The 13,094-nt window shown below is 47.1% G+C and carries 13 protein-coding genes; 7 read left to right on the top strand and 6 right to left on the bottom strand.

Annotated elements, in window-relative coordinates; all coding sequences use genetic code 11:
- Positions 1-183 precede the first annotated feature (183 nt).
- Entirely contained in the window at positions 184-1,689 is a 1,506-nt protein-coding gene (locus LU290_RS06825; protein ID WP_277807860.1) for an alanine/glycine:cation symporter family protein, read from the bottom strand.
- 636 nt (positions 1,690-2,325) lie between these two features.
- Here LU290_RS06825 and LU290_RS06820 point away from each other — a divergent pair.
- From LU290_RS06820 to rpmA, 5 genes are all read left to right on the top strand, one after another.
- Complete coding sequence (locus LU290_RS06820) at positions 2,326-2,985, top strand: LemA family protein (protein WP_277807859.1); 660 nt, start codon at positions 2,326-2,328, stop codon at positions 2,983-2,985.
- Position 2,986: 1 nt separating this feature from the next.
- Positions 2,987-4,135, top strand: a complete 1,149-nt coding sequence (locus tag LU290_RS06815; RefSeq protein WP_277807858.1) for a TPM domain-containing protein — start codon at positions 2,987-2,989, stop codon at positions 4,133-4,135.
- Positions 4,136-4,176: 41 nt separating this feature from the next.
- Positions 4,177-4,695 carry a TPM domain-containing protein gene (locus LU290_RS06810; protein WP_277807857.1) on the top strand — a complete coding sequence of 173 codons (519 nt, stop codon included), beginning with the start codon at positions 4,177-4,179 and terminating at the stop codon, positions 4,693-4,695.
- A 162-nt stretch (positions 4,696-4,857) separates the two neighbouring features.
- Positions 4,858-5,169, top strand: coding sequence for a 50S ribosomal protein L21 (rplU, locus tag LU290_RS06805; RefSeq protein ID WP_277807856.1), 312 nt, complete (start codon positions 4,858-4,860; stop codon positions 5,167-5,169).
- A 42-nt stretch (positions 5,170-5,211) separates the two neighbouring features.
- A complete protein-coding gene (gene rpmA / locus LU290_RS06800) occupies positions 5,212-5,469 on the top strand; it encodes a 50S ribosomal protein L27 (RefSeq protein WP_277807855.1) in 258 nt (85 codons plus the stop codon).
- A gap of 243 nt (positions 5,470-5,712) precedes the next feature.
- Here rpmA and LU290_RS06795 read toward each other — a convergent pair whose 3' ends face one another.
- The 3 genes from LU290_RS06795 to LU290_RS06785 form a co-directional block, all read right to left on the bottom strand.
- On the bottom strand, positions 5,713-6,348 hold the full coding sequence (locus LU290_RS06795; protein WP_277807854.1) for a DUF2057 family protein: 636 nt from the start codon (positions 6,346-6,348) through the stop codon (positions 5,713-5,715).
- 49 nt (positions 6,349-6,397) lie between these two features.
- A complete protein-coding gene (locus LU290_RS06790) occupies positions 6,398-7,162 on the bottom strand; it encodes a DnaA ATPase domain-containing protein (protein ID WP_277807853.1) in 765 nt (254 codons plus the stop codon).
- 138 nt (positions 7,163-7,300) lie between these two features.
- A complete protein-coding gene (locus LU290_RS06785) occupies positions 7,301-8,398 on the bottom strand; it encodes an AI-2E family transporter (RefSeq protein ID WP_277807852.1) in 1,098 nt (365 codons plus the stop codon).
- 196 nt (positions 8,399-8,594) lie between these two features.
- Here LU290_RS06785 and purM point away from each other — a divergent pair, with 196 nt between their 5' ends.
- Together purM and purN are read left to right on the top strand one after the other, a co-directional pair.
- The gene (gene purM / locus LU290_RS06780; protein WP_277807851.1) at positions 8,595-9,638 is read left to right on the top strand and encodes a phosphoribosylformylglycinamidine cyclo-ligase; all 1,044 of its coding nucleotides are present in this window, start codon (positions 8,595-8,597) and stop codon (positions 9,636-9,638) included.
- Between the two features lie 67 nt (positions 9,639-9,705).
- Positions 9,706-10,350, top strand: coding sequence for a phosphoribosylglycinamide formyltransferase (gene purN, locus LU290_RS06775; protein ID WP_277807850.1), 645 nt, complete (start codon positions 9,706-9,708; stop codon positions 10,348-10,350).
- Between the two features lie 228 nt (positions 10,351-10,578).
- Here purN and fdx read toward each other — a convergent pair whose 3' ends face one another.
- Together fdx and hscA are read right to left on the bottom strand one after the other, a co-directional pair.
- Positions 10,579-10,920 (bottom strand): ISC system 2Fe-2S type ferredoxin, encoded by a 342-nt coding sequence (gene fdx, locus LU290_RS06770; protein WP_277807849.1) that lies wholly within the window; start codon positions 10,918-10,920, stop codon positions 10,579-10,581.
- 41 nt (positions 10,921-10,961) lie between these two features.
- Positions 10,962-12,821 carry a Fe-S protein assembly chaperone HscA gene (hscA, locus tag LU290_RS06765; protein WP_277807848.1) on the bottom strand — a complete coding sequence of 620 codons (1,860 nt, stop codon included), beginning with the start codon at positions 12,819-12,821 and terminating at the stop codon, positions 10,962-10,964.
- Positions 12,822-13,094 lie beyond the last annotated feature (273 nt).

Below are 13,094 nucleotides of genomic sequence, written 5' to 3'. Positions count from 1 at the left end.
AGCATTTATGGTGTAACCAATTGAATTTGTTGGGTTTCGTTTCACTCAACGCAACCTAAGGTCCTGAGCGTCTCTTTGACACTGCGTCTGATTTATGATGATTTTGCACTTCGATGACCTATAAAAAAACCAAAAAATTAAACCCCAAGATTGGGGTTTAATTTTATATCAAAAATGGCCAGATTATTTGTTTCTTAGACGCTCTTCCCAGAAGGTTGCATTTTTGATGCCAAGTTTAACTGGGTCAAAGGTGTAGTTGGTAACGCCAGCTTTCTTTTGATCTTCGTAGTCTTTTAAAGCACGCATCGCTGGTCTTGCCATAAAGAACATCACCAAGATGCCGACAATGTTCAGCCATGCTGTCATGCCCACGCCGACATCGCCCAAGTTCCAGATGTAACCTGCGCTGTTCAAACTGCCATACGCCACCATCAAAATCACGCTGATTTTTGGGAACCACATGGCAAGTTTTTGTAGCGCTTTGTCTTTGTGGCGAGTCAGATAAGCGATGTTTACTTCGGCAATGTAGTAGTATGCCATGACGGTGGTAAAGGCGAAGAAGAATACAGCGATGGCGATGAAATAGTTGCCAAAGCTACCAAAGGTTGCTTCTAGTGCCATCTGAGTGAAGGCAGGCGTGCCGATTTCTACTGAGGCATCGACATTTTGTACGATGAATTGACCTGATTCAAGTGTTCCTTGCACATTATAAGTGCCCATCGTCAAAATCATAAAGGCGGTCGCTGAACACACAAGCAGAGTGTCCACATATACAGAGAATGCTTGCACCAGACCTTGCTGTGCAGGATGCTCAACTTCTGCCGCACCTGCGTGGTGAGGACCTGTACCTTGACCCGCCTCATTTGAGTATACGCCACGCTTCACACCCCAGCCAATCGCCGCACCTAAGCCTGCCATTGGGTTGAAGATGTCGCTCATGATCAGACCAAACACCGCAGGCACTTTATCTAGGTTCATGACCATGATGAGTAGAGCCAAGATGATGTAGCCCAAAGCCATGAATGGCACGATGAATTCCGCCACACGAGCAATGCGCTTAATGCCGCCAAAGATGATCGTCGCAAGACCAAAAACGACCACCGCCATCACCACCACACGCAGCGAGCCCACTTCCATGCCTAAGAAGTTCATGGCTGCACCATCGCCTGTGATGCGAGTAACCGCACTAACGATGCCGTTGGCTTGCACACCTGGTAAGAACAGTCCGCAAGCAATGACCATGGCGATTGCAAACAGTACAGCGTACCATTTTTGACCCAAGCCTTTTTCAAAATAATAAGCAGGACCGCCACGATATTGACCTGTCAATGGGTCTCTTTCTTTGTAGATTTGAGCCATGGTCGATTCGACATAAGCGGTAGATGCACCCAAAAATGCCACCACCCACATCCAAAAGACTGCCGATGGACCACCAAAGCCGATCGCCGCTGCCACACCTGCGATGTTACCCACACCGACACGGTTTGCTAGTGCTACGACAAATGCCTGAAAAGATGAAATGCCGTCTGCACTTTTTACGCCGCTGAACATCAAAGAAATCATTTCTTTGAACATGCGCACTTGCACAAAACGAGTCATGATAGAATAAAATAGACCAGCACCCAAGCACAGATAGATCAGCGCAGGGCTCCAAATGATGCCGTTTAGAGTATTGATAAATTGTTCCATGAGTATTCCCTTAATTTGGAATAAAGAAGTCGTTTCATTCGTTAATGATTGATAAAATTCCTTGCGATATTGTATCAAAATATCATTTTTATCATTAACGATGAATCTCATGTTGCAATTTGCCATATTTTTGCAACAAATTCCACTAAAATTTGCAATTTTTTAGTATTTTTTTACAAAAAATCTTGATTTATCATAAAAAAACATCAATTTAAGCCAGCTTTTGTCAAAGTACCCACCGTATATGATGATTGCTTTCCGTCAACGCCACGATGAGCCTCTCTTTGTAAATTTCAAAACCTGCCAAACCCTTGGTTTGTCGTCTGCAAGCAGGCGGTTTGAATGCCAATGTATGAATGGCGTTTTGCAAATTTAACATTTATGTTGTGCTTGTGTAAGATTTTATCTTTTTGGCTTGTTTTTTTGCTTTAATATTGTCATTATAGCAGCACTATCGCCAAAGTCGTTTTTTAAGCCTTTTTGCAAGCTTTTATAAGTTTTTAATTGTTGAATTTAAGCAAAGTGGGCTTGATTGCTGTTTTGTCAATGAGCGATTTTGTGTGTTTATTTTCATTTAGTGCTTGTGTCATCACATTCAAATTTAACTGCAAGCACTACTTTTTTAAGGAAAACCTTATGAAAACTTTCAAAAAACTTGGTATCGCCACTTTGCTTGCCAGCTCGCTCATGCTTTCTGGCTGTGGTTATAACACACTACAAGCCCAAGATGAGCAGGTGAACGCTTCTTGGTCTGAGGTGGTGAACCAGTATCAGCGCCGTGCTGACCTTGTGCCAAACCTTGTGTCTGTGGTTGAGCGCTATGCTGAGCATGAGCAGGGTGTATTTACCGAGGTGGCAGCAGCGCGTGCGGCAGCAGGCAGTGTGCAGCTGACCCCTGAGACCCTAAATGATCCGAACGCCATGAGACAGTATCAAGAGGCGCAGGCACAGATGACCAGTGCGCTGTCTCGACTGATGGCGATTTCTGAAAATTATCCACAGCTCAAAGCCGATGCGCTGTTCCAAGATTTGCAATCACAGCTTGAAGGTACCGAAAACCGCATCGCAGTGGCTCGCCAGCGCTACATCCAAGATGTGCAAGGCTACAATACGACAGTTCGTCAATTCCCAACCAACTTGACGGCGATGGTCTTTGGTATGGATCCAAAAGCCAACTTCACTGTTGAAAATGAGGCAGCGATCTCGACTGCACCAAGCGTGACCTTTAATGGTAATGGCGCAAATAGCGGCGCTGCTAATACCAACAATGCTGGCACAGCGACCGCAGGACAATAAGATGGCAAACATGCCAAAACAAACTTTTGCACCAAGTCTGATGGCTTTGGCGCTGTGTGCTTTCATGTCATCTGAGGTGTATGCCAACTCTGCCACCGCCACTGCACTAAGTGCTGAGGATGAGGCGGCAGCAGTCGTCATTGCCAATCATGGCGGGCTAAATCGAAGCATTCAAAACACCACAGGCGGCGCACTGTCGCCTTTGACCGACTCGGTGAAGGATTTCACTCGCCAGCTTGACCCCCAAACTGGCGCTCAGACTGATGAGTCCATGCAGACCGAAACCACTGGGGTGCCTAGGACTTCGGAGGCGTCAGCCGTCACGCATGATAAGCTTATATTGAATGAGCCTGTGGTCGATGCCGCTCGCATTTTAAGCGCCAGCGAAAAGGCGCATTTGAGTGCTCAGCTGCGTGCGCTGTATGATGACAAACTGGCGCAAGCGGCACTCGTCATCGTCTCTAGCACGGAGGGTATGCCCATCTTTGACTATGCGATGGCGGTGGCTGACCGCTGGCAACTGGGCAATAAAGACACCGATGAGGGGCTTTTGATTGTCGTTGCCATCAATGATCGCAATCTGTACATCCTGACAGGCTATGGGCTAGAGGGGGTGCTGCCAGATGCGGCGGTTAATCGCATCATTCGTAACGACATCACGCCATCTTTTAAAACAGGACAATATGCCCAAGGTCTGTCGGCAGCCATCGGCAGTATCAGTGAGCGACTTCGTGCCGATCCTGAGACTTTGCAGCGTGCTGATGCCGCCCAGTCCCAATCCCAAGACGCCTACGGTGATGAAAGCGTGTCTTTGATGGCGCTGTTGATTTTTGGCTTTGTCATCGGTTCGTTTTTGACTTCCATCTTTGGTCGAGTGTTGGGCGCAACCATTACCGCAGGTGGCGTCGGCTTTTTTGGCATGGCGCTCGGCGCAGGCTTTATGGCAATCCCAATCGCCTTTATCCTGTGGTTATTTTTACTGCTATTTAAAGGCGGCTCAGGCGGTGGTCGTGGCGGTCGAGGTGGTCGTGGCGGCGGCTTTGTGGTGCTGCCTACGGGTGGCGGCTTTGGCGGTGGCGGATTTGGTTCGGGCGGCTTTGGCGGCGGAGGCGGCGGCTTTGGCGGCGGCGGTGCTGGCGGCTCGTGGTAAGCTTGCGATCATTTATTTTTATAGAGCGAAATTTTTAACTCATGCAACACATTGTTTCAACCAAAAGCTTATCCAGACTGTGGCGACAGCTGACATTCATTCCAATTTTGCACAATCGCTGGCTTACTGACGATTTGCGTGCGTCGCTCACAGAGGCGATCACGCAGGTGGAGCGAGGTCATCGTGGCGAGATTTATCTGGTGATTGAAAACCACCTGCCCATCGCTCAGGCTTATCGTACCGGCTGCCGTGAGCGTGCGCTCGATCTTTTTGGGCTGCATCGTGTGTGGGACACCGCCGAAAATACAGGCGTGATGATTTATCTGAATGTCTGCGAGCACGACCTTGAAGTCATCGCTGACCGAGGTATTGACAGCTGTGTCAATGAGGCACTCTGGCAAGCTTTGACCGATAAAGCCTTGGCACGCTGTCAAGCGGGGCATTTTGCCGAGGCATTGCTTGGACTGATTCAAGACATCGGCGAGCTGCTTGCTCAGCATTATCCAGATGACGACATTTCTGGCAATGAGCTGGCAAATGAAGTGGTGTTTTTGAGATGATTTGTCGATATGCTTCAAATAAATCATAAAATGCGCAAATTTTGCTTGTGTTTTGATGGTTGTTTTGTTAGAATGTCGGCTTAATTTTATGTCCTAGTCGTGTTCGTTATCAAGTGTCATCAAGGGGTGACCACGGCACACAGGTTTTTTCGGAGAAGTACAATGTACGCAGTAATCAAAAGTGGTGGCAAACAGCACCGTGTTAGCGTTGGCGAGACTTTGAAAGTTGAGCTGCTAAAAGCTGAAAAAGGCGAAACGCTAAAAATCGAAGATGTGCTGATGATTGTCAATGGCGCTGACATCAAAATCGGTCAGCCTGTTGTCGCTGGTGCGAGCGTTGAAGCTGAAGTGGTTGATCATGGTCGTGGCAAGAAGGTGCGTATCGTTAAGCACCGTCGTCGTAAGCACTACCACAAAGAGCAAGGTCACCGTCAATGGTTCACTGAGCTAAAAATCAAAGCAATCAATGGTTAATTTACATACTTTTAACTAAAAGTATTTACAGGAGATATTCTCATGGCAACTAAAAAAGCTGGTGGTTCTACCAAAAACGGTCGTGATTCCAACCCAAAAATGCTTGGCGTAAAAGTATTTGGTGGTCAAGGTGTGATCGCAGGTAATATCATCGTTCGTCAGCGTGGTACTGAATTTCACGCCGGTGAAGGCGTAGGTATGGGTCGTGACCATACTCTATTTGCTTTGACTGATGGCGTGGTTAAATTTGAGACCAAAGGTCAATTTAACCGTCGCTATGTATCTGTTGTTGGTGAATAATCCAACACGGCAAATAGCCAAGATGTAAAGCTCAGTGCCATGCATTGGGCTTTTTTTATTGCCTACCGAATTGATAAAGTGATATGAATTTGGTAAGTTGGATGATCGAGCCTAATCCAAAATTTTGCTGTAAGCCATTGGATGTGTCAGGAATAAAAATTTGTGCTGATTTAAACTGATAATCGCACAGTAAGCAAAAAGCCCGTAAGCGTATTTGCCACGGGCTAAAAAAAGAGCGGAGGCTTAGTTACCAACCCATTGACGGATTTTTTGGCGCTCTTCTTCGCTGGCATTTAGCCACAGCTGCATAAAGCCATCTAGATTGTCTTGATTGCGAGCGGTTGGCTGAGCTGGCTGGGGCTGAGTGTTTTGATTGAGTGCAGCGATGGCTTTTTGGTTTGAGCTAAGGGCGCTGTCACCACGATTGAACATACCGCCGATGCTTTGAGTGATGCCACTTAAAAAGCCTTCTCTTTGTTCAGCGACGCTTTCTTGGGTGAGTACTTGACCGTTTTGTGTGATGGCAAGTGTTGGCGCTTTGGCGAAGGCTTTGGCGGCGGTGTAGTTATTTGGCTGATTTGGCATGACCAGCTGATAAGTTTGGTTGTCCGCCAAGTCAGCGGTGATGGTGACATTGCCTGATTTTAGGTAGTCATGCTCACCACGAGACAAGTCAAACATACGGTCGTAGCGTGCGGTGATGACATGACGACCCGCTTGCAGTTGAAATTCTTTTTGTAGTGGCTGCAAAAGACTGTGGCGAATCTCTTGACCGTTGATGGCAGTCACTTTGATGTGATCATCGACCAATAAGCGTACTTCGGCGTGCGCACTGGCAGCTGCCAATAAAATGGTGCTAAGTAGGGCAAGTTTTTTCATGGTTTTCCTTAGAATAAGCCCGATGGGGGCTTTTGGGTGATTTGTGAAATTAGCCATCCATCTTGTGCTCGGAAATTTCGAGCAAAAATGTCTCTTTTTCGATGATGTTTTTGGCTTCATCGATGGTTTTTTTAGGGACTTGCACTCGGGATAGATGCGTCAAAAGCGGTGAAATTTTGTCTAAAACCAAAATCATGTCGCCTGCGTTTCTAGGACCTTGATGCACAATGTATTCAAAAATCTGCTCAGGCAGACGCCAGTTTTTGCGTCTTAAAATGGATGCCAGTAGCGCCTGTCTGTCTTCGATGTCTTCATTGGATGGCAAGCGAAAAGTCGGCGCCAGTGCTAGGCGGGTCATCAGATCCAAAAGACCGATCTCAAGCTCACGGGCAGGGCTGTCTGACAAAAAGACCATTTGTCTGTTTTGCTCACGCACTCGATTGATGAGATGAAACAGTCCTTCTTGCCATTCACGGCTGCGCTGTACCAAATGCAGATCGTCAATGATGATGAGATCAAACATTTCCAGTCCGATGAGCGCACCCACATCTTCGTCGCTGTCAATCATGTCGCCTAGGCTTAGGCTGATGGCGCTTTTGTTGCGGTTTTGGGTATAGTCACGATAAATCGCTGCCGCCAGATGAGTCTTACCAAAGCCAAAGTCGCCGATGATGAAAAGCTCACGCAGATTGCCCACACAAAGCTCACGAATGGCCCCTAAGACAGGCGCAAACCCTTTGCCACCAAAGTCTGATAGGCTGGCGTCTTGCTTTAAGTCTAGGTTCAAAGAAGGCTGCATCAAGTCATTCATCATTCGAAAATCTATCTGTGGTTGCGTGCGGCAAATTTTTGCCTATATATAGCACATTTTGGGAAATATTGGCAAGTAAAATTGCTAATTTTTTAATTTTTTTTTACACAGTAAATTGGCAAAATACGCTCGATTTTGCCGTTACCACAGCTTAAACTGTTTGGCGCCCAAATACCATTCGCTTTGTAGATAGGCGGCGTAGGCATGGCGAAACAGCACATTGATGATGGCAGAGACGGGCAGGGCGATGAGCATGCCGATAAAGCCAAACAAAGACGCACCCGCCAGCACCGCAAAGATGACCCACAGTGCCGACAGTCCGATTTTATTGCCCAGCAGCAAAGGCTGCAAGACATAGCCTTCTAAAATTTGCCCAACGCCAAAGGCCGCACCGATGAGTAGTAAATGCTTCCAGTCAAGCCCAAACTGAAAAAAGCCAACGACAAATGCAGCAATGATGCCGATACCAAAGCCCAAATACGGCACAAAGCTTGCAATGCCCGCCCCAATGCCGATGATGAGACCCAGTTTTAAGCCAATCAATTCAAGCTGTACGGCATAGATGATGCCAAGCAAAATCATCACCGCAAATTGACCTTTGGCAAAATTCATCAAGGCTTCGTGACAGTCTTTGGCGATGGCGACGATTTTGTGGGCGTGATCTCTTGGTAGGGCGTTTTGCCAGATTTGTAGGCGTTCGTGCCAATTGATCAAAAAATAAAAGGTCAAAATCGGAATCATGATGACAAGACCAAGACTGTTGGCGGCGCTCGCCCCAGATGTCAAGATGCGCTTGATGAGCGACTGAGCATCGGCGACTTGATAGTTGGCTTGTACATAGGTGGTCAGCTCGTTTGAAATCATGTCAAGATCAACTTCAAGCATACGATAATGCGTAAACTGTCCAAGCCAAGGTCTGAGCGTGTCGTTATACCATTTTAGTAGCTCTGGCAGGGCTGCCCATGCCAACTGCAACTGCGCCCAAAGCATCGGCGCCAGCCACAAGCCAAGCACGACCAAGATCATGGTTATGGATAAATACACCACCAAAATCGCCAGTATGCGTGGCAGGATTTTACCAAACACATTTACCAAGGGATTTAAAAAGTACGCCAGCACAAAAGCGGCAACAAAAGGCGCAATGACCATGCGCATGAGCCACAGCGCATACAAAAAAAGACCAAGTGCCGCCACGATGAATAGGCGGCGAAAAAACGGATCGATGGCAGGCATTTTCATGGGCGTACGAATGATGATGGGGTAATTGGCGCATATGATAAATAAAAAACCAAAAAAAATACAGATGTATTAAAAAAAATATACAATTTTGCAGAAATGGTGATTTTTGTCAGATGTTTGGGTGATTTTTTTGGTATAATTATCAATGATTATTTCATTCAATGACTTTTTACTAGATAATTTCAAGGGTTTTCTTATGACACAGCAAACTTCGTTAAGCTATAAAGACGCAGGTGTGGATATTGACGCAGGTGAAGCGTTGGTTTCTCGTATCAAATCAGTTGCCAAAGCGACAGCTCGCCCTGAGGTATTGGGTGGCTTGGGCGGATTTGGGGCGTTGTGCCGCATTCCTACTGGCTACAAGTCGCCACTACTCGTATCAGGCACAGACGGTGTCGGTACAAAGCTAAAATTGGCGTTAGATTTGAATCGCCATGACACCATCGGTCAAGATTTGGTGGCGATGTGTGTGAATGATTTATTGGTATGTGGTGCTGAACCGCTATTTTTCCTAGATTATTATGCCACAGGCAAGCTGGATGTGGATACTGCCGAAGCTGTGATTAAGGGTATTGGCGATGGTTGCAAGCTATCAAATTGTGCCTTGATCGGTGGCGAGACTGCCGAGATGCCTGGCATGTATCAAGATGAAGATTATGACTTGGCGGGTTTTTGTGTCGGCGTGGTGGAAGAATCTGAAGTCATCACAGGCGACAATGTCCAAGAAGGCGATGTGCTGATTGCACTGGCGTCTAGCGGTGTGCATTCTAACGGCTATTCATTGGTGCGTAAAGTCATCGAATTTACCAAAACTGATGTGGTGAGCGAACAGCTTGGTGGCGAGTCTTTGGCGGACGCTTTGATGAAGCCAACACGCATTTATGTAAAATCAGTCAATGCTCTACAAAAAGAGCTTGGCAATGCCAACATTCATGCGATGGCACACATCACAGGCGGCGGCTTGACCGAAAACTTGCCACGAGTATTGCCAGAGAATTTGGCGGCTCAAATTGACACGACCAGCTGGCAGCTGCCAGAAGTATTCCAATGGCTACAAAAGGGCGGTAACATCGAGACGATGGAGATGTATCGCACCTTTAACTGTGGCGTAGGCTTTATTTTGGTTGTGCCACAAGAGCAGGCGGACACCGCACTAAACTTCCTACAAGAGCAAGGCGAGACCGCTTGGGTCATCGGTGGTATCGTATCTCGTGAGCGTGATGCGGTCGTTTATCGTTAATGGTTGATACAAAGCTGTCAGATGTGCGTTTGACAGCTTTTTTATTTGTCTAATCAAAGAAAAGATCATGAAAAAATTAAAAATTGCCGTGCTGGTTTCTGGCAGCGGTTCTAATCTACAAGTGATGATTGATGCCATGCAGGCGGGTCGTTTGCCGATTGAGATTGTCGGTGTGATCAGTAATGTGGCGGACGCTTATGCTGTTGTCCGAGCCAATAATGCTGGCGTGCGTACTGCGGTGCTGTCCCATGTGCCAAATGGCAAAAAAATGGGCATTCGCACTTTTGAAAAGCACGCATTAGAATTGCTTGATGAATGGTCGCCTGATTTGGTGGTATTGGCAGGCTTTATGCGAGTGCTGTCGGCAGAATTCATTCAAAATGTGCCATGTGCGATGATTAACTTGCACCCATCATTACTGCCAAATTATAAGGGGCTAGATACGCATGAGCGAGTGCTAAAATCAGGCGATACTTTGCATGGTTGTAGCATTCATGTGGTAACGGCTGAGCTGGATGCAGGTCAGGTGCTGACACAGGCGGTGCTTGATGTTGCTCAGGGCGACACGCCAGAGAGCTTGCGTCTAAGAGTGCAAAAGCTAGAACACGCCCTAGTGCCATTCACCTTGGAATTGATCGCTAAAGGGGTGCTTGAGCTTGATGAAACTCCAATTTCTAGCAATTTACCTTTGCCGATTAAGCTGTATTTTTAAGGTTGGTGTAGAATAGCCTGCCAAATTGATAAGGTGATGCAACTTGTGTGGGCTGGAGAGCTGAGCGTAACCCAATATTTTTGGTGTAACTTCTTGAATTTGTTGGGTTTCGTTTCACTCAACCCAACTTACGGTATCGCATCATTCCTTGGTAATTTTGTCATTCGTTTGGTTTATTTATACAAAAAGCCCTAAAATGATTTAGGGCTTTTTCATGAACTGATCAAATTAATGATGACCTTCTTTGGCGTGATTTAGGGTGTGTTTTGGAATATACACGGTCAAATCTTCTTCTGCCACAAAGCATTGGCACGACAGACGAGAATTTGGCTCTAAGCCCCACGCACGGTCAAGCAAGTCGCCTTCAATGTCGTCCATCTCTTCTAGGCTGTCAAAGCCCTTACGAATGACCACATGGCAAGTGGTGCAAGCCTTTGAGCAGTCGCAGGCGTGGTCAATGTTGATGCCGTGTTCGTGCAAACCTTCAAGCAGGTTCTCGCCTTTGGCAAGCTCAACGGTTGCCCCTTCTGGGCAAAGTTCGTGATGGGGAAGTACAGTGATGGTTACCATAATGTTCTCTTTGTTATATCAATCAATGGGTTAAGCGGTGATTATTGCCAGTCGCTCGCCTTAGTGCCAGATAGTGCCTGTTTGACATTTTGGTTCATGATGATGGACGCAAAATGGTCTGATAAGGGCTTTAATTCATTGACAGCGACCGCCAAGATTGCCTTGTCATTGCTGGCGATGGCGGTTTTGACGGCAGTGATTTTGTTGTTTAATTGGGCGTGAGTGGTGTCGTCCAGCAGATGAGCAAACTCGCCCAAAGCAGAAACCAGTGCCAAAATCTCTCGCTCTGCTTCTACCTGTGCTTCAATGAGCATTCGTTTTTCTTTATCTGCCTGAGCATGGACGAAGCCCGCCTTTAACAGCTCTTCTTGCTGTTCTTCGGTAAGTCCATAGCTTGGCACGACATCAATTTTACTCGCCACTTTGGTGGTCTGCTCCATTGCTGAGACGGTCAGCTGTCCGTTGGTGTCAATGGCAAAGGTCACTTCTACGCGTGCCAATCCTGCTTTCATTGGTGGAATGCCAGTTAGGGTAAAATTGGCAAGCGTGCGACAGTCTGCCACCGTTTCTCGCTCGCCTTGTACCACATGAATGACCATGCCTGTCTGACCGTCCGTGTGCGTGGTGAAAGTCTGACGGCGTGCCACAGGAATGGGCGTGTTGCGTGGGATAATCACTTCGGTCAATCCGCCCATCGTCTCAAGCCCAAGCGATAATGGCGTAACATCAAGCAATAATAAATTGTTGTCATCTTTATTGATGAGCTGATGAGCCAAGCGGCTCGCCCCCAGTGCCACCACTTCATCAGGGTTGATGGAGCAAAGGGGTTCTTTGTCAAAAAAGACCTGCACCGCTTGCTTGATGATGGGCATACGAGTTGAGCCACCGACCAGCACCACCTCATCAATGGCGGTTTTGTCAAGGCGTGCGTCTGCCAGAACTTGCTCACAGCTTTGTAGGCTGCGGCGAATCACAGGCTCGCAGATTTGTGCCAATGTTTCGTTGGTCAAAATGGTGTTAAAAGGCGTGCCGTTAATTTCCACATCTACCGACACTGCTTGGCGTTCGGAGAGTTTTTGTTTGTAGCTTTTGGCAAGGCGAGCAAGGCTTGCTTTTTGGGTGTTATCCACAGATTTTGGGTCAATGCCTGCCGATTTGATGAAATGATTGGCAATTAAGCGATCAATGTCATCGCCGCCCAAGGCTGAGTTTCCGCCTGTGGCAAGCACTTCAAACACGCCGTCTTTTAGGGATAATACCGACACATCAAAAGTGCCACCGCCCAAATCATAGATGAGATAAGTGCCTGTTTTGGCGGATTTGTCCAAGCCATAAGCAATGGCAGCGGCGGTCGGTTCATTGAGCAAGCGAAGGACATTTAGCCCAATGCTGACCCCTGCGTCCTTGGTGGCTTGGCGCTGAGCTTCGTCAAAATAAGCGGGTACGGTAATCACCGCCCCCTGAATGCTGTCGTCTGGTAGGCTGGCTTTGGCGTGGGCGTACAGCCGTGCCAAAATGTGTGCCGAAGTTTCCACAGGGGATTTTTCGCCTTGTGCCGTGATGAAAGCAGGCATGGCGTTGTCCGTGCCGACCAGCTCATAAGGGTGGCTAAATTTGATGTCTGCCAATGACCGCCCCATAAAACGCTTGGCGGAGATGATGGTGTTGGCAGGGTCGTCATAGCTTAGGGCTTGTTTGCCGACCACAGGGGTGTCGGATTTATCGCCATAATAGACCACGCTCGGCAATAATGGCGTGTCGCCAAAGGGCAGGACATCGGCACGCCCAGAACGCACCACGCCCACCAGCGAATGTGTCGTCCCCAAATCAATGCCAATGGCATAACGATGCTCGTGTGGGCGGGCGGATTGGTTGGGTTCGCTGATTTGAAGTAAAGACATGGCGGTATTTTTTAAATTAATATGAAAAAGTTGGCTGAAATTTTAACACAGTTTGTCGTGAAGTTAAAATTTTGGCGATGCTTTTTTGTTTGTATTAAAATTTGAGTGCAAGATTTTTTGGCTTAAAATATTTACTAAGCATTGCTTAAAACATCGCTTAAAAATGTTTTTAAAAGTTTTAAAAATTTTGCTAAAAACTGGCACAAACCGTCAAAATTTGCTCAAAGGCAATTTGCCGTCAATGTGTGTTTGTGCCAATCAGCAAGATGATTT

The organism is Moraxella nasibovis (genome assembly GCF_029581575.1).
Taxonomy (GTDB): Bacteria; Pseudomonadota; Gammaproteobacteria; order Pseudomonadales; family Moraxellaceae; genus Moraxella; species Moraxella nasibovis.
This window is presented reverse-complemented; position numbering and strand designations above follow the sequence as displayed.